Below are 20,561 nucleotides of genomic sequence, written 5' to 3' on the forward strand. Positions count from 1 at the left end.
CCGCCCGCCCGCCCCTAGAAATCGGAGAACACACCACATGACAACGACGTCAGCGACGTCGACGCGCGGTGGAGCGCGCGTCCACGTCCAGCGCTTCGGCACCTTCCTCTCGGGAATGGTCATGCCGAACATCGCGGCCTTCATCGCCTGGGGCTTCATCACGGCCCTCTTCATCCAGACCGGATGGCTCCCGCTCCTCGGCATCGACGCCACCTGGGTCCAGCAGTTCGGCGGCTGGAGCACGGATCCCGACGTGGTCAACACCGGCCTCGTCGCCCCGATGATCACCTACCTCCTCCCGCTCCTCATCGCGAACACCGGTGGCCGCATGGTCTACGGCGCCCGCGGAGGCGTGGTCGGCACCATCGCGACCATGGGCGTCATCGTCGGCGCCGGCATCCCGATGTTCATCGGCGCCATGATCATGGGCCCGCTGTCGGCGTGGCTCATGAAGAAGGTCGACTCGATCTGGGACGGCAAGATCAAGCCCGGCTTCGAGATGCTGGTCAACAACTTCTCCGCCGGAATCCTCGGCCTCCTCCTCGCGCTCCTCGCCTTCGCGGGCGTCGCGCCGCTCGTGGTCGGCCTCTCGACCGCCCTCGGTGCGGGCGTGGAGTTCCTGGTCAACGCGGGCCTGCTCCCGCTGACCTCGCTCTTCATCGAGCCGGCGAAGATCCTCTTCCTCAACAACGCCATCAACCACGGCATCCTCACCCCGCTGGGCGTGCAGCAGGCGGAGGAGGCGGGCAAGTCCTACCTCTTCCTCCTCGAGGCCAACCCCGGCCCCGGCATGGGCGTGCTCCTGGCCTTCGCGTTCTTCGGTGTCGGCGCGGCCCGCGCCTCGGCCCCCGGCGCGGCGATCATCCACTTCATCGGCGGCATCCACGAGATCTACTTCCCGTACGTGCTGATGAAGCCGGCGCTGCTCGCGGCCGTCATCCTCGGCGGTGCCACCGGTGTCGCGACGAACGTCGCGTTCAACTCCGGCCTCCGCGCCCCCGCCTCGCCCGGCTCGATCATCGCGGTGCTCCTCCAGACCGCGAACGACAGCTTCCTCGGCGTCATCCTCTCGGTGGTCCTCGCGACCGCTGTGTCGTTCCTGGTGGCCTCGGTCATCATCCGGTCCGGCCGCAAGCGCGACCTGGCCGCGGAGCAGGAGGGCGACGACAAGCTCGCCGCCGCCGTCGCCGCCAACGAGGCGAACAAGGGCAAGGAGAGCGCCGTCGGCTCGCTCATCAACGCCCGCGGCGCCAACGCTCCGCAGGACTCGTCCGGCGCCTCGACCGCAGGGGCCACGGCCACCGCCACCCAGGTCCGGAACATCGTCTTCGCCTGCGACGCCGGCATGGGCTCGTCCGCGATGGGCGCCTCGGTGCTGCGGAACAAGATGAAGAAGGCGGGCTTCGAGGACGTCACGGTCACCAACAAGGCGATCGCGGCTCTCGAGGACGACGTGGACCTGGTCATCACCCAGGCCGAGCTCACGGAGCGCGCCCGCCAGCGCACCCCGGGCGCCATCCACGTCTCCGTGGACAACTTCATGAACAGCCCGAAGTACGACGAGGTCGTCTCGCTGGTCGCGGAGCAGCACGGCAAGTAGTACGCCAACCATTCGGAGGGAACCCGTAGGGTGCGACAGAGCGGACACGCTCCGCTCGCCCCTGCGGGTTCCCTCGCTGTCAGCACCTCCACGGAAGGACGCACCCCATGAGCGACGTGCTCACCATCGGACAGATCGACGCCTCCGGCACCGCCACCACGAAGGAGGCCGCCATCAAGGAGGCCGCCGACATGCTGGTCGGCGTCGGCGCGGTCACCCCCGCCTACTACGAGGCCATGCTCGCCCGCGAGGCGACCGTCTCGACCTACATGGGCAACCTGCTCGCCATCCCGCACGGGACGAACGACGCGAAGGACGAGATCCGCTCCTCCGCCCTCTCGTTCGTGCGCTACGCGCAGCCGATCGACTGGGACGGCAACGAGGTGCGCTTCGTCGTCGGAATCGCCGGCGTCGACAACGAGCATCTCGAGATCCTCTCCAAGATCGCGATCATCTTCTCGGAGGAGGACGAGGTGCAGAAGCTCCTCGACGCCCCGGACGCGCAGTCGCTCTACAGCCTGCTGGGCGAGGTCAACTCCTGATGCCCACCGCCGTCCACTTCGGCGCAGGCAACATCGGCCGCGGCTTCGTCGGCCTGATCCTGCACGGCGCCGGCTACGAGCTCGTCTTCGCCGACGTCAACTCCGAGCTGATCGGCCGCCTCGCCGCCGCCGACAGCTACGAGGTGCACGAGGTGGGGGAGGAGGCGGCCACGCACGTCGTCGACCGCTTCCGCGCGATCGACTCGGCCGTCGACGAGGAGGCGCTCGTCCGCGAGATCGCCGCCGCCGACATCGTCACCACGGCCGTCGGCCCGAACATCCTGCGCTTCGTCGCCCCCGTGATCGCGAAGGGCCTCGCCGCCCGCGACGAGTCGGCGCCGCGGCTGGCGGTCATGGCCTGCGAGAACGCGATCAACGCGACCCGCCTGCTGCAGACCGAGGTCGCCGCGAACCTCGGCGCGGACGAGTGGGAGCGCCTGCGCACCCGCGCCGTCTTCGCCGACACCGCGGTGGATCGCATCGTCCCCAACCAGGACCCGGGCCAGGGCCTGGACGTGACGGTGGAGAGCTTCTTCGAGTGGGTCGTCGACCGCACTCCGTTCGAGGGCACCGAGCCGGAGATCCCGGGCGCGACCTGGGTCGACGACCTCGAGCCCTTCATCGAGCGGAAGCTCTTCACGGTGAACACCGGTCACGCGACGGCCGCCTACACCGGTTTCGCGGCCGGAGCGCACAAGCTCTCCGACGCGCTCGCGATGCCTGAGGTGCACGACGCGGTGAAGGCCGCGCTCGAGGACACCAAGGCGCTCATCGTGGCCAAGCACGGCTTCAGCGACGAGGAGCAGCAGGCCTACCTCGAGAAGACGCTGAAGCGCTTCGCCAACCCCCACCTGACCGACACGGTCGACCGGGTGGGGCGCCAGCCGCTGCGGAAGCTGTCGCGGCACGAGCGCTTCATCGGACCGGCTGCCGAGCTCGCCGAGCGCGGGCGGACGCCCGAGGGCCTGCTCGCCGCGATCGGCGCCGCGCTGCGCTTCGACGTGCCCGAGGACCCGCAGAGCGTGGAGCTCCACGCGAAGCTGGCCGCGCTCCGCCCGGAGGAGTTCGTGGCGGAGGTCACCGGCCTCGCACCCGAGCACCCTCTCTTCGACCGGGTGGTGGCGGTCGTCCGCGGCTAGGCCCACGGCCGCACGGCGGTGAACGACGACGAGGTCCCCTGCTTCCCGCGGGGGACCTCGTCGTCGTCTGCGGCGGCTCGGGCGGAGCGCTAGAACAGCCGCCAGCGGGTGAGCGGCCAGGCCACGGCGAAGACGCGTCCGGTGACCCTGTCGATCGGCACGGTCTTCACGCACGCGTCGATCGGCCCGCCGGCGCCGCGGCACTCGCCGAGCGAGTCGTTGGAGTTCGACCGGTGGTCCCCCAGGACGAAGAGGGAGCCCTCGGGGACCGTGTACTCGTCGAAGCAGCGCAGGGACGCGGGGCTCGTCGTGCAGTCGAGGGACCCGGGGGTGAAGGGGAAGTCCTCGAAGACGTAGGACTCGTCGAGCGGCTTCCCGTCGACCAGCACATGCCCCTCGGCGTCGCAGCAGGAGACGGTGTGGCCTCCCTCGGCGATCAGCCGCTTGACGAGGAACTCCTCGTGCGAGGGGCCGATGCTGGTGACGTCCCCGAAGGTCTTCACGATCTCGGAGAGGGGGCTGCCTGCCTCGTCGCTCGCACCCCAGTCGGCGTCGCGCGAGAAGACGACGATCTGCCCCTCCTCCGGCCCGCCCTGGAGCGCGAGGGTGCGGTCGACCAGGATGCGGTCGCCGAAGAACCCGCCGCCCTGGAGGGTGTTCTCCATCGAGCCGGTCGGCACCGTGTACACCTTCACGAAGAAGGTCTGCACCAGGGCGATGACCGCGATCGCCGCCAGGACCGTCACCACCGGGTGCGAGTACCAGCTCCGCCTCGCGGTCGCGGACCTCGTCGTGCGCGCCATGTGCTCTCCCTCCGGCTCGACGGAGCCAGCCTAGGCGGCGACGGACGCGGGGCCCGGCAGGGGGCGCGCGTCGGGCGCGGAGGCGGAGGCGGGGAGCGACACGCCCGAGGTGGCGGAGCGGCCGGGATTCGCGTAGTATCGACCCTTGGTGTTTTGCGCGTGCTCCGGCATGCCCGCGAACCCCGATCCGGGCTCTCGCCCGGTGGTGGCTCGTCGCGGAAACATTCGCACGACCAGTACACACACTACTTCCGAACGACAGTGAGGCTATGGCCAAAAAAGACGGTGTCATCGAAATCGAAGGTGCGGTTGTCGAGGCGCTCCCCAACGCGATGTTCCGCGTGGAGCTGACCAACGGACACAAAGTTCTCGCCCATATCTCGGGCAAGATGCGTCAGCACTACATCCGGATCCTCCCCGAGGACCGGGTGATCGTGGAGCTGAGCCCCTACGACCTGACCCGCGGCCGGATCGTTTACCGCTACAAGTAGACGTTCGCTCCGCTGACGTTCGCGACGTGCGTGTCCTGTAAGGAACGGCCCCGGCATCCGCCGGGAGCACGACGCCAGCGAAAACAAGGACAAGAACAATGAAGGTCAACCCCAGCGTCAAGCGCATCTGCGACCACTGCAAGATCATCCGCCGCCACGGCAACGTGATGGTCATCTGCAGCAGCAACCCCCGCCACAAGCAGCGCCAGGGCTAGTCCCGCTGCTTCCGCGAGGGGGCGCAGGGGCGGCGTGCCGCCCCCACTGCACAACTGAACACACCCGCAGCACCAGAAATCGCGCAGCACCCCGGCGACCCCGGGGTGGACGGCGAGGACACCTTCGGTCGGAGGCCGAGGCACCGGTGCTGCTTCACACCTCCACTCACTCACAGGAGAAGCCACAATGGCACGTCTGGCAGGAGTAGACATCCCGCGCGAGAAGCGCGTGGAGGTCGCACTGACCTACATCTACGGTGTCGGCCGCACTCGCGCGCTCAAGACCCTGAGCGACACCGGGATCGACGGCAACATCCGCGTCAAGGACCTCAGCGACGACCAGCTCGTCTCGCTCCGCGACTACATCGAGGGCAACTACAAGGTGGAGGGAGACCTCCGCCGCGAGGTCGCCGCCGACATCCGCCGCAAGGTCGAGATCGGCTCGTACGAGGGCATCCGCCACCGTCGCGGCCTCCCGGTCCGTGGACAGCGCACCAAGACGAACGCGCGCACCCGCAAGGGACCCAAGCGCACCGTCGCCGGCAAGAAGAAGGCCGGCCGCAAGTAACGCGGGCGACACGGACCTAGAGGAGATACAGAATTGGCTACCCCCAAGTCGGCCGCGCGCAAGCCGCGCCGCAAGGAGAAGAAGAACATCGCTGTGGGCCAGGCCCACATCAAGTCGACGTTCAACAACACCATCGTCTCGATCACCGACCCCTCCGGGGCCGTCATCAGCTGGGCCTCGTCCGGTGGAGTCGGCTTCAAGGGCTCGCGCAAGTCGACGCCGTTCGCCGCTCAGCTCGCCGCCGAGTCGGCCGCGCGCCAGGCTCAGGAGCACGGCATGAAGAAGGTGGACGTCTTCGTGAAGGGCCCCGGCTCGGGTCGTGAGACCGCGATCCGCTCGCTCCAGGCCGCCGGCCTCGAGGTCGGCTCGATCAACGACGTCACCCCGCAGGCGCACAACGGCTGCCGCCCGCCCAAGCGTCGTCGCGTCTAAGCAGCACTCGCAGCCGTCGGTCGGCCGCACGAACCGCCTCCGGGCGGCACGTGCGGCCGACCGGCGGATCGCGCATTTCTTTCACAACTCCACACCTCGCAAACGCACGTGTCATATAGCGGACACGTGATCGAAAGGAATCATCAGTGCTTATCGCACAGCGTCCGACGCTCACCGAGGAGAACATCTCGGAGTTCCGTTCCCGCTTCGTCATCGAGCCTCTCGAGCCCGGCTTCGGCTACACGCTCGGCAACTCGCTGCGTCGCACCCTGCTGTCCTCCATCCCCGGCGCCGCTGTCACCAGCATCCGGATCGACGGAGTCCTGCACGAGTTCACGACCGTCCCGGGCGTCCGCGAGGACGTCACCGAGATCATCCTGAACATCAAGGGACTCGTCGTCTCCTCCGAGCACGACGAGCCGATCACCGCCTACCTGCGCAAGCAGGGAGCCGGCCAGGTCACCGCCGCGGACATCTCGGCTCCGGCCGGTGTCGAGATCCACAACCCGGACCTCGTCATCGCCACGCTGAACGACAAGGCGAAGTTCGAGCTCGAGCTCACCATCGAGCGAGGCCGCGGCTACGTCTCGGCGACCCAGAACCGCAGCGAGTTCTCCGAGGCCGGCCAGATCCCGGTCGACTCGATCTACTCGCCCGTGCTGAAGGTCACCTACCGCGTCGAGGCCACCCGTGCCGGCGAGCGCACCGACTTCGACCGCCTGGTCGTGGACGTGGAGACGAAGGCGGCGATCTCGCCGCGCGACGCCATCGCCTCCGCCGGACGCACGCTGACCGAGCTGTTCGGTCTCGCCCGCGAGCTGAACAACGCGGCCGAGGGCATCGAGATCGGCCCCGCGCCGGTCGACGCGGTCCTCTCGACCGAGCTGTCCATGCCCATCGAGGACCTCGACCTCTCGGTGCGCAGCTACAACTGCCTCAAGCGCGAGGGCATCAACAACGTCAATGAGCTCGTCGCCCTCTCGGAGACGCAGCTCATGAACATCCGCAACTTCGGTCAGAAGTCGGTGGATGAGGTCAAGGAGAAGCTGACGGAGCTCGGCCTGTCGCTCAAGGACTCGGTCCCCGGGTTCGACGGCGCCCACTTCTACAGCTACGACGACGAGAGCATCTAGGTCCTCCGCTCCGGAGCCCCGGCTCCTCGCGTCCGACCTGCTGACACCCCTTTAGTACTGGAGTAAACCCATGCCCAAGCCCACCAAGGGCCCCCGCCTCGGAGGCGGCCCCGCACACGAGCGCCTGCTGCTGGCGAACCTGGCCGCGGCCCTGTTCACGCACAAGAGCATCAAGACGACCGAGACCAAGGCCAAGCGCCTTCGTCCGCTCGCCGAGCGCCTGGTGACCTTCGCCAAGCGCGGCGACCTGCACGCCCGCCGTCGCGTCCTCGCGACGATCGGCGACAAGTCGGTCGTCCACGAGCTCTTCACCGAGATCGCCCCGCTCGTCGCCGAGCGCGAGGGCGGCTACACCCGCATCACCAAGATCGGCCCCCGCAAGGGAGACAACGCGCCCATGGCCGTGATCGAGCTCGTCCTCGAGCCCGTCACGCCCAAGGCGAAGAAGTCGCGCACCACCACGGCGCCCGTGTCCGCTCCGGTGGACGAGGCCCCCGCCGAGGAGACCACTGCCGAGGAGACCCCCGTCGAGGAGGCGCCCGTGCAGGACGCTCCCGTCGAGGACGCCGCGCAGGACGCTCCGGTCGAGGAGACCGGCGCGACCAAGTAGTCACGCCCCCTCTGCCGAGAGCCCTCCGCCCCCTCCGGGGCGGGGGGCTCTCGTCGTTCCCCGAGGTGGAGTGGCGCGAAGCGTCGCTTACGATGGCACGGTTGCGCTCGTCGGGTGCGGCCGCGTCACGACCGGCGCTCCCGGGGTCCGCCCCGACGATCCTCGGAGGACTCCTGTGCGACTGCGATCCTCGGCCGCTGCGGCGCTCCTCGCCCTGTCCCTCGCGGTCGGAGTGAGCGGCTGCGCCTCCGGCGACGTGATCGACGTGCCGGAGTCGGCGGGCGTCGCGAGCGCCACCCCGGTGCCGTCGTCCGTGCCGTCGGCCGCACCGTCCGTGCCGTCCGTGCCGTCGAGCGATCCGGCGGGAGAGGGCGTGGACTGCGCGAGCGCGCTCCCCGCCTCCCTGGTCGAGCAGGAGGCCGGCCTGACGCCGGGCGCCGTGGCGCTCACCGCCGCGGGCGACACGTGCTCCTACGCCGTCGACGGCGGCGACCCGGCCGTCGTGCTGACGCTGCACCGCGGGCCCCTCGTCGAGACCTTCACCGGTGCGGGCGAGGCGCTCGGTGCGGTGCCGGTCTCGCTGGGCACGGCCGCCTACTGGGTGCAGGGCATCGCCTCCGCCCCCTCCGAGCTGGCCGTCCTCGCGGGCGGCTGGGAGGCGCGGATCGTCTCCTCGGTCGGCGAGCAGTCGACGCTGGTCGGCTGGGCGGTCTCGGCCCTGGCGAGTGTCGACGTCCCGCTCGCGGTCGCCTGAGCCGTGACCGCGGCCCGCTCTAGACTCGTCTGATGCTCCACCGCGTCCGCCTCGACCTGGCCTACGACGGCTCGCACTTCTCCGGCTGGGCGAAGCAGCCGGGCCTGCGCACCGTGCAGGGGGTGCTCGAGGAGTCCCTCGCCCTGGTGCTGCGCTCCGAGCAGCACCCGACAGTGACGGTCGCCGGGCGCACCGACGTCGGCGTCCACGCCAGCGCGCAGGTCGCCCACGTCGACCTCACCCCCGAGCAGTGGGGCCGCATCAGCAGCGGTCGGCGCCGACCGGGGGAGGAGCCGTTCCCGCCCGCGTCGATCCTCGAGCGGCGGCTCCGCGGGATCCTCGGGCAGTACACCGACGTCTCGGTGCACCGGGTGACGGAGGCGCCGGAGGGGTTCGACGCGCGGTTCTCGGCGCGCTGGCGGCGGTACGAGTACCGGCTGGCCGACGCCTCCTCGATGCGCCACCCGCTCGAGCGCACCTACACCACCTGGATCACCGACTCCCTCGACCTCGACGCGATGTCGGCCGCGGCCCGCTCCCTCCTGGGCCTGCACGACTACGCGTCGTTCTGCCGCGCCCGGGTGGGGGCCACCACCATCCGGAGCCTGCTCGACTTCACCTGGGAGCGCGACGCCGACGGAGTCCTGCACGCCCACCTGCGCGCGGACGCCTTCTGCCACAGCATGGTGCGGGCCCTCGTGGGAGCGTGCGTCGCGGTCGGCGCCGGGAAGCTCGAGGCGGGGGCGGTCCCGCTGCTCCGGGACGCCGCCCGGCGGACCAACGCGTTCGCGGTGATGCCGGCCCGCGGCCTCATCCTCCGCGAGGTCGACTACCCCGAGGACGACGCGCTCGCCGAGCGCGCCCTGCTCACCCGGGCGAAGCGCACCGTGCGGACCGAGGGGCCGGACCTCGAGGACTCGGAGTGAGCCGGGGGTGCTCGACCGCGCCCCGTGCCCCGTGGCGGCTCGGGCCGCACCTGCTGCCGCCGCAGCCGCAGCCCCTGCCGCCAGGATCCGTGCTTGGCCGCACGGGGGCTTTGCTGTAATGTCGACCCTTGGTGTTTTCGGCCGTGTGCCGAGCGCCCGAAGTTGAGCCCTCCACCGGATCGGTTCGGCCCCTCGCGGGTCGAACGGCCACGGAGCGGGATCCACGAACACCTCACTCCGACCAGAAAGCAGCACTCACGTGACTCGCACTTTTTCTCCGAAGCCGGCTGACGTCCAGCACGACTGGATCGTCATCGACGCGTCCGACGTCGTGCTCGGCCGTCTCGCCACCCACGCCGCGGCGCTCCTGCGCGGCAAGCACAAGGCCACCTTCGCGCCGCACATGGACATGGGCGACTTCGTCATCATCGTCAACGCGGAGAAGGTCGCCCTCACCGGCCAGAAGCTCCTCCAGAAGAAGGCCTACCGCCACTCCGGCTACCCGGGCGGCCTCTCGGCCACCACGTACGCCGAGCTCCTCGAGAAGAACCCGGTCCGCGCCGTCGAGAAGGCCATCCGCGGCATGCTCCCCAAGAACTCCCTCGGCCGCGCCCAGCTGCGCAAGCTGAAGGTCTACACGGGATCCGAGCACCCCCACGCGGCCCAGCAGCCGCAGGCGTACGCCTTCACCCAGGTCGCCCAGTAGGCTCCGGCCCTCCCCGACACCCCAGACTTCGAAGACAAAGGATCACCTACACCGTGGCGAAGATCGCAGACCAGATCGACGTGGCTCCCGAGAGCTACTCCACCGAAAGCCCGGCCACCGAGGCGTCCACGACGCCCCGCGCCGTCCTCAACGTCTCCGGCGCAGCCGTGGGCCGACGCAAGCAGGCCATCGCCCGCGTGCGCCTCGTCCCCGGCAACGGCGGCATGACCGTCAACGCCCGCGAGTTCGCGGAGTACTTCCCCAACAAGCTGCACCAGCAGCTGATCACCGACCCCTTCAAGGTGCTCGACCTGATCGGCTCCTACGACGTGGTCGCCAAGATCACCGGCGGCGGCCCCTCCGGTCAGGCCGGCGCGCTGCGCCTCGCCATCGCCCGTGCGCTCAACGAGATCGACCGCGAGAACAACCGCGCGATCCTGAAGAAGGCGGGCTTCCTGACCCGCGACGCCCGCGTCATCGAGCGCAAGAAGGCCGGTCTCAAGAAGGCCCGCAAGGCGTCCCAGTTCTCGAAGCGCTAGTCGACGCGGCCTGACGGCCGCACGACCAGCAGCTCGAGAAGGGACTGCGCACCATGCCGCGCCTGTTCGGAACAGACGGCGTCCGTGGCCTCGCGAATCGCGAGGTCACGGCCGACCTGGCTCTCGGCCTCGCCCAGGCGGCCGCCCGTGTACTCGGAGCGGCCGCCCGGGCCGAGGGCCGTCGGCCCGTCGCCGTGCTCGCCCGCGACCCCCGCATCTCCGGTCAGTTCATCGGAGCCGCGGTCGCGGCGGGTCTCGCGAGCGCGGGAGTCGACGTGCTCGACGCCGGCGTCATCCCGACGCCCGCCACCGCCTACCTCATCGCCGACGAGAACGCCGACTTCGGCGTGATGATCTCGGCCTCGCACAACCCCGCCGCCGACAACGGCATCAAGTTCTTCGCCGCTGGCGGACGCAAGCTCCCGGACGAGCTCGAGAACCGCATCGAAGCGGCCCTCGGAGTCCCCCCGCTCACGCCGACCGGAGCCGACGTCGGCCGCATCACCCGGTTCTCCGACGCGGAGGACCGCTACGTCCTCCACCTGCTCGGATCCCTCGAGGGCACCCGGCTCGACGGCCTGCACGTGGTCATCGACTGCGCGCACGGCGCCGCCGCCGGCATCTCGCCCCAGGTGTTCACCGACGCCGGAGCGACCGTCACCGTCATCGGCAACGACCCCGACGGCCTCAACATCAACGACGGAGTGGGCTCGACCCACCTCGACAACGTCGCCGACGCCGTCCGCGCAGCCGGCGCCGACATCGGCATCGCCCACGACGGCGACGCCGACCGCTGCCTCGCGGTGGACGCCGAGGGCCGCATCGTCGACGGCGACCAGATCATGGCGATCCTCGCGACCGCCATGGCCCGCCGCGGCGCCCTCCGCGACGACGTCCTCGTCGCCACCGTCATGAGCAACCTCGGCCTCAAGCTCGCCATGCGCGACGCCGGCATCCGCGTCATCGAGACCGCGGTCGGCGACCGCTACGTCCTCGAGGCGATGAACGACGGCGGCTACTCGCTCGGCGGGGAGCAGTCCGGCCACGTCATCATGAGCCGCTACGCCACCACCGGCGACGGCGTCCTCACCGGGCTCCAGCTCGCGGCCGAGATGGCCCGGAGCGGCCGCACGATCGCCGACCTGGCCGCCGTCATGTCCGTCTTCCCGCAGACCCTCGTCAACGTGCGCGGCGTCGACCGCGAAGGCGTCCGCGACGACGAGGTCATCGCCTCCGCCGTCGCCGACGCCACCGCCGAGCTCGGCAGCGACGGCCGCGTGCTCCTGCGCCCCTCCGGCACCGAGCCGATGGTGCGGGTCATGGTCGAGGCGAAGACCCAGGAGACGGCCGACCGCCTCGCCGAAACGCTCGCCGCGGTCGTGCTCGAGAGGCTGCGCTCTTAAGGAGCCGCTCCCTGCGCGGCTCCTCGCGGTCGGCCTCGGGAGGTGGTTGCGATGGGTGGAGCGGGTCGCGGTCGCCGCGGGTGAATCGCTTGGCACGCGATTCCCACGACGGCTGTGTTCATTGAGGGGCCGCTCCCTGCGCGGCCCCTCGCGGTCGGCCTCCTGGGGTGGTTGCGCGGGTGGAGCGGGTCGCGGTCGCCGCGGGGGAATCGCTTGGCACGCGATTCCCTCGACGGCTGTGTTCATTGAGGAGCCGCTCCCTGCGCGGCTCCTCGCGGTCGGCCTCCTGGGGTGGTTGCGCGGGTGGAGCGGGTCGCGGTCGCCGCGGGGGAATCGCTTGGCACGCGATTCCCTCGACGGCTCGTGGGTGGAGCCGCTCCCTGCGCGGCTCCTCGCGGTCGGCTTCGGGAGGTGGTTGCGCGGGTGGAGCGGGTCGCGTTCGCCGCATGGGAATCGCTGGGCACGCGATTCCCTCGACGGCTGTGTTCATTGAGGAGCCGCTCCCTGCGCGGCTCTTCGCGGTCGGCCTCGCGGGGTGGTTGCGCGGGTGGAGCGGGTCGCGTTCGCCGCATGGGAATCGCTGGGCACGCGATTCCCACGACGGGTCGTGGGGGGTGCCGCTCCCTGCGCGGAGCCGCGGCGAGCGCGGGCGCGGTCAGATCTTGCGGAGGAGGACCGAGGAGACGGTGTGGTCCGCCTGCTTGCGCAGGACGAGGCTCGCGCGGGAGCGGGTGGGGCGCACGTTCTGCAGCAGATTCGGCTCGTTGATCGCTGCCCAGATGCTCCGCGCGCGCTCGCGGGCCTCGTCCGGGCTGAGCGCCGCGTAGCGGTGGAAGTAGGAGTTCGGATTAGCGAAGGCACCCTGCTGCAGGGTGAGGAAGCGCTCCTCGTACCAGCGCGCGATGTCACTGGTCCGGGCGTCGACGTACACGGTGAAGTCGAACAGGTCGCTCACCGCCAGGCCGTGTCCGGGCGCCGGCGGCTGCAGCACGTTCAGGCCCTCGACGATCAGCACGTCCGGCCGCCGCACGACGATCTCGGCGTCGGGGACGATGTCGTAGGAGAGATGCGAGTAGAACGGCGCGCGCACCTCCGCGGCCCCGCCCTTCACCTCCGAGACGAAGCGGAGCAGCGCCCGCCGGTCGTACGACTCCGGGAAGCCCTTGCGGCTCATCAGACCGCGGCGCTCCAGCTCGCGGTTGGGCAGCAGGAAGCCGTCGGTGGTCACCAGCTCGACGCGGGGAGTGTCCTCCCAGCGGGCGAGCAGCTCGCGCAGCAGGCGCGCAATCGTCGACTTGCCCACCGCGACCGACCCTGCGACGCCGATCACGAACGGAGTCGGCTGCGCGCGCTCCCCGAGGAACGTGCTCGTCGCGCGGTGCAGGTGCCGCGCGCCACCGGCGTACAGGCTCAGCAGGCGCGAGAGCGGCAGGTAGACCTCCGCGACCTCGGTGAGGCTCAGCCGGTCGCCCAGGCCCCGCAGCTGCACGACCTCGGTCTCCGACAGCGGCAGCTCCGTCGTGCGGGCGAGCTCGGCCCAGTCGGAGCGGACGATCTCGACGAAGGGGGAGGGGTGCGCGTCGCGCGCGGGATCGCGAGGAGACGACGGCATGGGGACCGATCCTAGCGTCCGCCCCGCCGGACGCCGGACGCCGCGGGAGGCGTCTCCGCGCCGCTTAGAATCGAGCGCATGTGTGGAATCGTTGGATACGTCGGTGAGCGCGACAGCCTGGCCGTGCTGCTCGGGGGCCTGAAGCGTCTGGAGTACCGCGGCTACGACTCGGCCGGCGTGGCCGTGATCGACGCCGACGGGCAGCTCGACAGCCGCAAGCGCTCGGGCAAGCTCAGCGTCCTGGTCGACGACCTCGAGGCGCACCCGCTGGCCGAGGGCACCACGGGCATCGGCCACACCCGCTGGGCGACGCACGGCGGCCCGACCGACCGCAACGCCCACCCCCACCTGGCGGACGACGGCCGGCTCGCCGTCATCCACAACGGCATCATCGAGAACTTCCAGCCGCTCAAGGAGCAGCTGCTCGCCGAGGGCGCCGTCTTCGAGAGCGAGACGGACACCGAGGTCGCCGCGCACCTGATCGCCCGCGAGTACCGCCGCACCGGCGACCTCGTGCTCGCCTTCCAGGCCGTCGTCGCGCACCTCGAGGGCGCGTTCACCCTGCTCGCCCTGCACCAGGACCAGCCCGGCGTGGTCGTCGGCGCGCGCCGCAACTCGCCGCTCGTGATCGGCCTGGGCGACGGGGAGAACTTCCTCGGCTCGGACGTCGCGGCGTTCGTCGAGTTCACCCGCCGCGCGGTCGCCATCGGGCAGGACCAGATCGTCACGATCACCCCCGAGCTCGTCACGGTGACCGACTTCTTCGGGAACCCCGTCGAGACCGAGCCGTTCGAGATCGCGTGGGACGCGTCGGCGTCCGAGAAGGGCGGCTGGTCGAGCTTCATGGCGAAGGAGATCACCGAGGGCCCCGAGGCCGTCGCCAACACGCTCCGCGGTCGCATCCACGAGGGCGCGATCACGCTGCCCGAGCTCGACGCGCTCGGCCCGGTGCTGACGGAGATCGACCGCATCACGATCATCGCCTGCGGCACGGCCGCCTACTCCGGCATGGTCGCCAAGTACGCGATCGAGAAGTGGGCGCGCGTCCCCGTCGAGGTCGAGCTCAGCCACGAGTTCCGCTACCGCGACCCGGTGCTCACCCCGCGCACCCTCGTCGTCTCGATCAGCCAGTCCGGCGAGACCATGGACACGCTGATGGCGGTCAAGTACGCCCGGGAGCACGGCGCGAAGACGCTCTCCGTCTGCAACACGCAGGGCGCGACGATCCCGCGCGAGTCGGACGCCGTGCTCTACACGCACGCGGGGCCGGAGGTGGCGGTCGCCTCGACCAAGGCGTTCGTCGCCCAGATCGCGGCGCTCTACCTCTTCGGGCTGCACCTGGCCGCGGTGCGCGGAGCCGCCTCCACCGAGCTCGTCGCCTCTCAGGCGGCCCAGCTCGCCGCGATCCCGGAGAAGCTCTCCCGCGTGCTCGACGCCTCCGACGACATCGCCCAGCTGGCCGGTTGGATGGCCGACACCCGTGCGGTGCTGTTCCTCGGCCGCCACGTCGGCTACCCGGTGGCGCTCGAGGGCGCGCTGAAGCTCAAGGAGCTCGCCTACATCCACGCCGAGGGCTTCGCGGCGGGCGAGCTCAAGCACGGCCCGATCGCGCTGATCGAGCCGGGCCAGGTCGTCTTCGTGATCGTGCCGAGCCCGAGCGAGTCGTACGAGCTGCAGCGCAAGGTGATCTCGAACATCCAGGAGATCAAGGCCCGCGGCGCCCGCGTCATCGCGATCGCGGAGCAGGGCGACACGGCCGCGATCCAGATCGCCGACGAGGTCGTGCCGATCCCGCTCGCCGACCCGCTGTTCGAGCCGCTGCTCGCCGTCACCCCGCTGCAGATGTTCGCGATGGAGCTCGCCGCCGCCAAGGGCCTCGACGTCGACCAGCCGCGCAATCTCGCCAAGTCGGTCACGGTCGAGTGATCGAGCCGTGATCGTGGGGATCGGGGTGGACGTGGTGGACCTCGCGCGCTTCGAGCGCTCGCTGACGCGCACTCCCCGGCTCCGCGACCGGCTGTTCGCCGAGAGCGAACGCTCGCTGCCCGTCGCCTCGCTGGCGGGCCGCTTCGCCGCCAAGGAGGCGCTGATCAAGGCGCTCGGCGATTCCGTGGGCGCCCGCTGGCACGACATGGTCGTCGAGCGGGACGAGCACGGGAATCCGTCCTTCGCGCTGCACGGCCCGGCTCGGGCGGCCGCGGAGGCGCGGGGGATCACGCGCGTGCACCTCTCGATGACGCACGACGCCGGCGTGGCCTGCGCGTTCGTGGTGGCCGAATCGTGAGCGCTCCCGCGTCGTACCGCGAGGCGGTGATCGACGTCGACGCGATGGCGGCGAACGCCGCGCGCCTGCGCGAGCTCACCGGCGCCCGCCGGCTCATGGCCGTCGTGAAGGCCAACGGCTACGGTCACGGCGCTCTGGCCGCGGCGCAGGCGGCGCTCGACGGCGGCGCGGACGCCCTCGGCACCGCGGAGCTGCGGGAGGCCGTGGCCCTGCGCGAGGCCGGCGTCGTCGCTCCGATCCTCTGCTGGCTGCACGACCCCGGCGAGGACTTCGACGCGGCGCTCGAGCACTCGATCGACGTCGCCGTCTCCTCCGTCGACCAGCTCGACACGCTCGCGCAGTCGGCGGAGGACCGCGGCGTGCGCGCCGCCGTGCAGCTCAAGGTCGACACGGGCCTCAGCCGCAACGGCGCCGCGGAGGAGGAGTGGCCGCGCCTGGCGGAGGCGCTCGCCCGCCATGGCGCGCGCGGCACCGTCCACCTCACCGGGCTCTTCTCGCACCTGTCCAACACCTCGCGCGAGGACGACCTCGCCCAGCTCGCGCTCCTCCGCCGCGCCGAGGCCGTGCTGGCCGCGCACGGGGTGCAGGCGCCGGTCCTGCACCTCGCGGCGACGGCGGCGGCGCTGCGCCTCCCGGAGGCCCGCCTCGACATGGTGCGCAGCGGCATCGCCCTCTACGGGCTCTCGCCGTTCGAGGACGAGACCTCGCTGCAGCTCGGTCTCGTCCCGGCGATGACGCTGCAGGGCCGCGTCGCCGGCGTCCGCCGCGTGCCCCACGGGACCGGCGTGAGCTACGACTACACCTGGCGTGCCGAGGGCGGGACGACCCTCGCGCTCGTGCCGTTCGGCTACGCGGACGGCATCCCGCGCAGCGCCTCCGGTGTCGCGGAGGTCTCGATCGGCGGCCGCCGCCACCGGATCGCCGGGCGGGTCGCGATGGACCAGTTCGTCGTCGACGTGGGGGATGAGAGCGTCGCGACGGGCGACCCGGTGACGCTCTGGGGCGACCCGACGACCGGTGTCCCGTCGGTCGACGAGTGGGCGCGGTGGTGCGGCACCATCAACTACGAGCTGGTCACCCGGCTCGGGCCGCGCGTCCAGCGGCGGCTGCTGAGCGCGGCGGACGGCCGTGCCTGAGCGCTCCTGGTTCGCGGACCGCGTCGTCGAGGTCGCCGACCCGGAGGCCATGGCGGAGCTGGGCCGCGAGCTCGGCCGAGTGCTGCGTGCGGGCGACCTCCTGGTGCTGACGGGGCCGCTCGGGGCGGGCAAGACCACCTTCACGCGCGGGCTCGGCGAGGGGCTCGACGTCCGAGGCCCCGTGACGAGCCCCACCTTCGTGATCGCCCGCACGCATCCGCCGCTGCACGACGGGCCGCCGCTCGTGCACGTCGACGCCTACCGCGTGGGCTCGCCGGTCGAGCTCGACGACCTCGACCTCGACCTGGCGCGCTCGGTGGTCGTCGTGGAGTGGGGCGCCGGGATGCTGGACGGCGTCGCGGAGTCCTGGCTCGACGTGGTCATCGAGCGGCCGACCGCCGGCTCCGACGCCGAGGAGGGCGAGGAGCCGATCGAGCCGCGCACCGTCCGCTTCCGCGGCACCGGCTGGAGCTGAGCCCGCGGGTACCCTGGACGCGTGCTCCTCGCGATCGACACCTCCTCCGGAACCTCCGTCGCTGTCGTCGACTCCGCGGGCGCCGTGCGCTCGGAGCGCACCGAGACCGACACCATGCGCCACGCCGAGGTGGTCGGCCGGCTGATCCAGGAGGCGCTCGAGGCGGCCGGCGTCGCGCCCGCGGGCATCGAGGCGGTCGCCGTGGGCATGGGCCCCGGCCCCTTCACGGGCCTCCGGGTCGGGATCGCCGCTGCGCGGGCCTTCGCGCTCGGCCGCGGCGTGCCCACCCTCCCCGTGGTCTCCCACGACGCGATCGCGCTCGCCGCGCTGCGGCACGGGCGCGCGGCGGGCTTCCTCGTCGTCACCGACGCCCGCCGACGCGAGCTGTACTGGAGCGCGTACGGCGGGCTCGACGACCAGGGACTCCCCGTCCGCCTCGCCGGGCCCGGGCTGGACAAGCCGCCGGCCCTCCCGCATCCGGAGCTCCCGCGCCTGGAGGCCGAGTCGGTCTCCGCCGGCGAGCTCGGAGTCGTGGCAGCCCGCCTGCGCGCGGCCGGCCGCCCCGGCGCCGCGGACGAGCCCCTCTACCTGCGCTCGCCCGACGTCACGCTGTCGGCCGGCCCCAAGCGGGTGACCGCATGAGCGAGGCCGTGCTCCGCGACGCTCAGGCGGACGACCTCGACGCCGTCATGGCGATCGAGGAGTCCGAGTTCGCCGGTGACGCCTGGTCGCGCGGGATGATGGCGGAGGAGATCCGGAGCCGCCACACCCGGTACCTGGTGGCCGAGCAGGACGGCGAGGTGGTCGGCTACGCCGGGCTCCTCTGCCCCGTCGGCGCGCACGAGGGCGACGTGCAGACGATCGCGGTCGTCGCCCGGGTCCGCCGCACCGGCCTCGGCCGCCGCCTGCTGCGCGCGCTCCTCGAGGCGGCCCGCGAGCGCGGCGCCCGCGAGGTCTTCCTCGAGGTCCGCGCCGACAACCCCGCCGCGCAGACCCTCTACCGCTCGGAGGGCTTCGAGGAGATCGGCGTCCGCCCGGCCTACTACCAGCCCGACGGGGTGGACGCGATCGTGATGCGCCTGCCGCCGACCCCGACCCAGGAGACCCCGTGAGCACCGGACCCCTCGTCCTCGGCATCGAGACCAGCTGCGACGAGACGGGGATCGGCATCGTCCGCGGCACGACGCTGCTCTCGAACACCATCGCCTCCTCGATGGAGGAGCACGCCCGCTACGGCGGCGTCGTGCCCGAGGTGGCCGCCCGGGCGCACCTGGAGGCACTCGAGCCGGCCCTGCACGCGGCGCTCGCCGAGGCCGGTGTCGCGCTCGGCGACCTGGACGCGATCGCGGTCACCAGCGGACCGGGGCTCTCGGGCGCCCTCATGGTCGGCGTCGGAGCGGCGAAGGCGCTCGCGGTCTCGCTCGGCCTGCCGCTCTACGCCGTGAACCACCTCGTCGGCCACGTGGGAGCCGACGTCCTCCGCGCGGACGGCAGCGAGGGCAGCCCCGTCGAGGTGCCGACGATCGCGCTGCTGGTCTCGGGCGGGCACACCTCGCTCCTGCACGTGCGGGATCTGGTGTCGGACGTCGAGCTGCTCGGCGAGACGATCGACGACGCCGCCGGCGAGGCCTTCGACAAGGTGGCGCGCGTCCTGGGCCTGCCCTACCCGGGCGGACCGCAGATCGACCGGGTGGCGGCGGACGGGGATCCGAAGGCGATCCGCTTCCCCCGCGGGCTGAGCCTGCCGAAGGACCTCGAGCGCCACCGCTACGACTTCTCGTTCTCGGGGCTGAAGACCGCGGTCGCGCGCTGGGTCGAGAAGCGCCAGGACGCGGGCGAGGAAGTGCCCGTGGCCGACGTCGCGGCGAGCTTCCGCGAGGCGGTCGCCGACGTCCTGCTCACCAAGGCGCTCGCCGCGTGCCGCGACCGGGGCGTGCCGCGCCTCCTGCTCGGCGGCGGCGTGGTCGCCAACGCCCGGGTGCGCGCGCTGGCGGAGGAGCGGTGCGCGGCGGCGGGAGTGACCCTGCGGATCCCGGCGCTCTCGCTCTGCACCGACAACGGCGCGATGATCGCCGCGCTGGCGGCGCAGCTGATCGAGGCGGGGCATCCGCCGTCGGGGCTCGGCTTCGGCGCCGACTCGACCCTGCCGGTCACCGAGATCCAGGTCCGCTGAGGTCTCTACCGGGCGGTGGCCGGGGCGCGCAAGCGGCGCCCAGCTTTTTGACAGCCGGAACGTGGCACTGCCACTCTTGGCCGCATCCGCACGTTCCTGACCCTGGGGGATTCCATGACCACTCCGTACACGCCCGCGTCCGACCGCTACAACATCCTGGCGATCATCGGCTTCATCGCCTCGTTCTTCGTCTCCATCGTGGGCATCGTGCTGGGCTTCATCGCCCTGTCGCAGATCAAGCGCACGGGGGAGAAGGGCCGCGGCCTCGCCCTCGCCGCCGTCATCATCGGCTTCGTCGCGATCATCATCACCATCATCTCGTTCGTCGCGCTCTTCTCGATCGCGGCGACCATGCCCTCGACCGGGTACTGATCGACACGCCTCCGAGGCTCGGGGGCGCCCGCACCACCAGGAGGACACCGTGACCGACGACACCGCGCCCGGACCGCAGACCGGACCGGCGCCCGCGCCGTTCGCCCCTCCGCTCGGCGAGCCGTCGGCGGCCTACCCGCCGCCGACGGCCGCCGCCGATCCCTACCCCCGGCTCCCGCCCCGCCGCCCGCCGATGAATCCGCTCGCGGTCGCGGCTCTGGTGTGCGGACTGCTGGGCCTGGCGCCCGCCGCCATCGTCCTCGGCCACATCGGCTTCGCCCAGGCCGGACGCTCCGGACAGCGCGGCCGCGGTCTCGCGGTCGCCGGCTTCGTGCTGGGCTACCTCGCGATCGTCCTGGCGGTGGTCGCCTACCTCGCCTGGACGGCCTTCGTCGGCGACCTGCGCGACGACGGCTACCTGCCCGCGTGAGCGGACGGAACCCCTCCGCCGCCGCCGGGGTGCTGGCTAGACTCGCGCCATGAGCGACGACAGCACCCGTCCCGGCCCCGGCTCCGACGAGCAGCACGGCTCCGTCCCGGTCCCGCCGGCCCCGCGCGCCGCACGGCCGGCCACCGCGAGACCCGTCGGCTCGACGATCCGGACGACTACTCCCCCTCGCTCGACTTCGCGTTCGGCCTCGCCGAGCA

The 20,561-nt window shown here is 71.7% G+C and carries 25 protein-coding genes; 23 read left to right on the forward strand and 2 right to left on the reverse strand.

Annotation, left to right across the window (positions count from 1 at the left end; genetic code table 11):
• Positions 1-37 precede the first annotated feature (37 nt).
• From C5D44_RS16945 to C5D44_RS16955, 3 genes are all read left to right on the forward strand, one after another.
• The gene (locus C5D44_RS16945) at positions 38-1,600 is read left to right on the forward strand and encodes a PTS mannitol transporter subunit IICB (protein WP_104277904.1); all 1,563 of its coding nucleotides are present in this window, start codon (positions 38-40) and stop codon (positions 1,598-1,600) included.
• 107 nt (positions 1,601-1,707) lie between these two features.
• Positions 1,708-2,142 (forward strand): PTS sugar transporter subunit IIA, encoded by a 435-nt coding sequence (locus C5D44_RS16950; protein WP_104224996.1) that lies wholly within the window; start codon positions 1,708-1,710, stop codon positions 2,140-2,142.
• The gene (locus C5D44_RS16955; RefSeq protein WP_104282335.1) at positions 2,142-3,281 is read left to right on the forward strand and encodes a mannitol-1-phosphate 5-dehydrogenase; all 1,140 of its coding nucleotides are present in this window, start codon (positions 2,142-2,144) and stop codon (positions 3,279-3,281) included. The genes C5D44_RS16950 and C5D44_RS16955 overlap by 1 nt, the downstream gene beginning before the upstream one ends.
• A gap of 89 nt (positions 3,282-3,370) precedes the next feature.
• On the opposite strand, the gene lepB is transcribed toward C5D44_RS16955, so the two are convergent.
• The gene (gene lepB / locus C5D44_RS16960; RefSeq protein ID WP_104282336.1) at positions 3,371-4,084 is read right to left on the reverse strand and encodes a signal peptidase I; all 714 of its coding nucleotides are present in this window, start codon (positions 4,082-4,084) and stop codon (positions 3,371-3,373) included.
• A 269-nt stretch (positions 4,085-4,353) separates the two neighbouring features.
• On the opposite strand from lepB, the gene infA reads away from it, so the two are divergent.
• The 11 genes from infA to glmM all read left to right on the forward strand — a co-directional run bounded on the left by infA (position 4,354) and on the right by glmM (position 11,861).
• Complete coding sequence (infA, locus tag C5D44_RS16965) at positions 4,354-4,575, forward strand: translation initiation factor IF-1 (protein WP_022883252.1); 222 nt, start codon at positions 4,354-4,356, stop codon at positions 4,573-4,575.
• Between the two features lie 98 nt (positions 4,576-4,673).
• Positions 4,674-4,790: a 50S ribosomal protein L36 gene (gene rpmJ / locus C5D44_RS16970; protein ID WP_055787164.1), complete on the forward strand. Its 117-nt coding sequence runs from the start codon at positions 4,674-4,676 to the stop codon at positions 4,788-4,790.
• Between the two features lie 187 nt (positions 4,791-4,977).
• Positions 4,978-5,358 carry a 30S ribosomal protein S13 gene (gene rpsM / locus C5D44_RS16975; RefSeq protein ID WP_104277907.1) on the forward strand — a complete coding sequence of 127 codons (381 nt, stop codon included), beginning with the start codon at positions 4,978-4,980 and terminating at the stop codon, positions 5,356-5,358.
• Between the two features lie 33 nt (positions 5,359-5,391).
• A complete protein-coding gene (gene rpsK / locus C5D44_RS16980) occupies positions 5,392-5,790 on the forward strand; it encodes a 30S ribosomal protein S11 (protein ID WP_055787170.1) in 399 nt (132 codons plus the stop codon).
• A gap of 146 nt (positions 5,791-5,936) precedes the next feature.
• Complete coding sequence (locus C5D44_RS16985; RefSeq protein WP_104282337.1) at positions 5,937-6,923, forward strand: DNA-directed RNA polymerase subunit alpha; 987 nt, start codon at positions 5,937-5,939, stop codon at positions 6,921-6,923.
• 70 nt (positions 6,924-6,993) lie between these two features.
• A complete protein-coding gene (gene rplQ, locus C5D44_RS16990; protein WP_104277908.1) occupies positions 6,994-7,533 on the forward strand; it encodes a 50S ribosomal protein L17 in 540 nt (179 codons plus the stop codon).
• A gap of 175 nt (positions 7,534-7,708) precedes the next feature.
• A complete protein-coding gene (locus C5D44_RS16995) occupies positions 7,709-8,287 on the forward strand; it encodes a hypothetical protein (RefSeq protein WP_104282338.1) in 579 nt (192 codons plus the stop codon).
• A gap of 32 nt (positions 8,288-8,319) precedes the next feature.
• Positions 8,320-9,213 (forward strand): tRNA pseudouridine(38-40) synthase TruA, encoded by an 894-nt coding sequence (locus tag C5D44_RS17000; protein ID WP_104277910.1) that lies wholly within the window; start codon positions 8,320-8,322, stop codon positions 9,211-9,213.
• A 259-nt stretch (positions 9,214-9,472) separates the two neighbouring features.
• Positions 9,473-9,919, forward strand: coding sequence for a 50S ribosomal protein L13 (gene rplM / locus C5D44_RS17005; protein WP_104225003.1), 447 nt, complete (start codon positions 9,473-9,475; stop codon positions 9,917-9,919).
• Between the two features lie 53 nt (positions 9,920-9,972).
• A complete protein-coding gene (rpsI, locus tag C5D44_RS17010; RefSeq protein WP_104225004.1) occupies positions 9,973-10,458 on the forward strand; it encodes a 30S ribosomal protein S9 in 486 nt (161 codons plus the stop codon).
• A gap of 53 nt (positions 10,459-10,511) precedes the next feature.
• Complete coding sequence (gene glmM / locus C5D44_RS17015) at positions 10,512-11,861, forward strand: phosphoglucosamine mutase (protein ID WP_104282339.1); 1,350 nt, start codon at positions 10,512-10,514, stop codon at positions 11,859-11,861.
• 655 nt (positions 11,862-12,516) lie between these two features.
• Here glmM and coaA read toward each other — a convergent pair.
• Positions 12,517-13,473, reverse strand: a complete 957-nt coding sequence (gene coaA, locus C5D44_RS17020; RefSeq protein ID WP_104282340.1) for a type I pantothenate kinase — start codon at positions 13,471-13,473, stop codon at positions 12,517-12,519.
• Between the two features lie 78 nt (positions 13,474-13,551).
• Here coaA and glmS point away from each other — a divergent pair, with 78 nt between their 5' ends.
• From glmS to C5D44_RS17065, 9 genes are all read left to right on the forward strand, one after another.
• Positions 13,552-15,399, forward strand: coding sequence for a glutamine--fructose-6-phosphate transaminase (isomerizing) (glmS, locus tag C5D44_RS17025; RefSeq protein WP_104277920.1), 1,848 nt, complete (start codon positions 13,552-13,554; stop codon positions 15,397-15,399).
• 7 nt (positions 15,400-15,406) lie between these two features.
• Complete coding sequence (locus C5D44_RS17030) at positions 15,407-15,757, forward strand: holo-ACP synthase (protein ID WP_104225009.1); 351 nt, start codon at positions 15,407-15,409, stop codon at positions 15,755-15,757.
• Entirely contained in the window at positions 15,754-16,893 is a 1,140-nt protein-coding gene (gene alr / locus C5D44_RS17035; protein ID WP_308470843.1) for an alanine racemase, read from the forward strand. Before C5D44_RS17030 ends, alr begins: the two co-directional genes overlap by 4 nt.
• 49 nt (positions 16,894-16,942) lie before the next feature.
• Positions 16,943-17,368 (forward strand): tRNA (adenosine(37)-N6)-threonylcarbamoyltransferase complex ATPase subunit type 1 TsaE, encoded by a 426-nt coding sequence (tsaE, locus tag C5D44_RS17040; RefSeq protein ID WP_104277925.1) that lies wholly within the window; start codon positions 16,943-16,945, stop codon positions 17,366-17,368.
• A 21-nt stretch (positions 17,369-17,389) separates the two neighbouring features.
• Positions 17,390-18,010: a tRNA (adenosine(37)-N6)-threonylcarbamoyltransferase complex dimerization subunit type 1 TsaB gene (tsaB, locus tag C5D44_RS17045; protein WP_104277922.1), complete on the forward strand. Its 621-nt coding sequence runs from the start codon at positions 17,390-17,392 to the stop codon at positions 18,008-18,010.
• On the forward strand, positions 18,007-18,480 hold the full coding sequence (gene rimI, locus C5D44_RS17050; protein ID WP_104234156.1) for a ribosomal protein S18-alanine N-acetyltransferase: 474 nt from the start codon (positions 18,007-18,009) through the stop codon (positions 18,478-18,480). The genes tsaB and rimI overlap by 4 nt, the downstream gene beginning before the upstream one ends.
• Complete coding sequence (tsaD, locus tag C5D44_RS17055) at positions 18,477-19,541, forward strand: tRNA (adenosine(37)-N6)-threonylcarbamoyltransferase complex transferase subunit TsaD (protein WP_104277923.1); 1,065 nt, start codon at positions 18,477-18,479, stop codon at positions 19,539-19,541. Before rimI ends, tsaD begins: the two co-directional genes overlap by 4 nt.
• Before the next feature lie 114 nt (positions 19,542-19,655).
• Positions 19,656-19,913, forward strand: coding sequence for a DUF4190 domain-containing protein (locus tag C5D44_RS17060; protein ID WP_104225014.1), 258 nt, complete (start codon positions 19,656-19,658; stop codon positions 19,911-19,913).
• Between the two features lie 49 nt (positions 19,914-19,962).
• A complete protein-coding gene (locus C5D44_RS17065; protein ID WP_104282342.1) occupies positions 19,963-20,343 on the forward strand; it encodes a DUF4190 domain-containing protein in 381 nt (126 codons plus the stop codon).
• The last annotated feature ends 218 nt before the right edge of the window (positions 20,344-20,561 follow it).

The sequence above is a fragment of the Rathayibacter sp. AY1B5 genome (assembly GCF_002932795.1).
Taxonomy (GTDB): Bacteria; Actinomycetota; Actinomycetes; order Actinomycetales; family Microbacteriaceae; genus Rathayibacter.

Excerpts from the sequence above, each read along its gene's own strand:
- C5D44_RS16945 (WP_104277904.1), top strand. The coding sequence starts at position 38 with ATGACAACGACGTCAGCGACGTCGACGCGCGGTGGAGCGCGCGTCCAC.
- C5D44_RS16950 (WP_104224996.1), top strand. The coding sequence starts at position 1,708 with ATGAGCGACGTGCTCACCATCGGACAGATCGACGCCTCCGGCACCGCC.
- C5D44_RS16955 (WP_104282335.1), top strand. The coding sequence starts at position 2,142 with ATGCCCACCGCCGTCCACTTCGGCGCAGGCAACATCGGCCGCGGCTTC.
- lepB (WP_104282336.1), bottom strand. The coding sequence starts at position 4,084 with ATGGCGCGCACGACGAGGTCCGCGACCGCGAGGCGGAGCTGGTACTCG.
- infA (WP_022883252.1), top strand. The coding sequence starts at position 4,354 with ATGGCCAAAAAAGACGGTGTCATCGAAATCGAAGGTGCGGTTGTCGAG.
- rpmJ (WP_055787164.1), top strand. The coding sequence starts at position 4,674 with ATGAAGGTCAACCCCAGCGTCAAGCGCATCTGCGACCACTGCAAGATC.
- rpsM (WP_104277907.1), top strand. The coding sequence starts at position 4,978 with ATGGCACGTCTGGCAGGAGTAGACATCCCGCGCGAGAAGCGCGTGGAG.
- rplQ (WP_104277908.1), top strand. The coding sequence starts at position 6,994 with ATGCCCAAGCCCACCAAGGGCCCCCGCCTCGGAGGCGGCCCCGCACAC.
- C5D44_RS17000 (WP_104277910.1), top strand. The coding sequence starts at position 8,320 with ATGCTCCACCGCGTCCGCCTCGACCTGGCCTACGACGGCTCGCACTTC.
- glmM (WP_104282339.1), top strand. The coding sequence starts at position 10,512 with ATGCCGCGCCTGTTCGGAACAGACGGCGTCCGTGGCCTCGCGAATCGC.
- coaA (WP_104282340.1), bottom strand. The coding sequence starts at position 13,473 with ATGCCGTCGTCTCCTCGCGATCCCGCGCGCGACGCGCACCCCTCCCCC.
- glmS (WP_104277920.1), top strand. The coding sequence starts at position 13,552 with ATGTGTGGAATCGTTGGATACGTCGGTGAGCGCGACAGCCTGGCCGTG.
- tsaE (WP_104277925.1), top strand. The coding sequence starts at position 16,943 with ATGGCGGAGCTGGGCCGCGAGCTCGGCCGAGTGCTGCGTGCGGGCGAC.
- rimI (WP_104234156.1), top strand. The coding sequence starts at position 18,007 with ATGAGCGAGGCCGTGCTCCGCGACGCTCAGGCGGACGACCTCGACGCC.
- C5D44_RS17060 (WP_104225014.1), top strand. The coding sequence starts at position 19,656 with ATGACCACTCCGTACACGCCCGCGTCCGACCGCTACAACATCCTGGCG.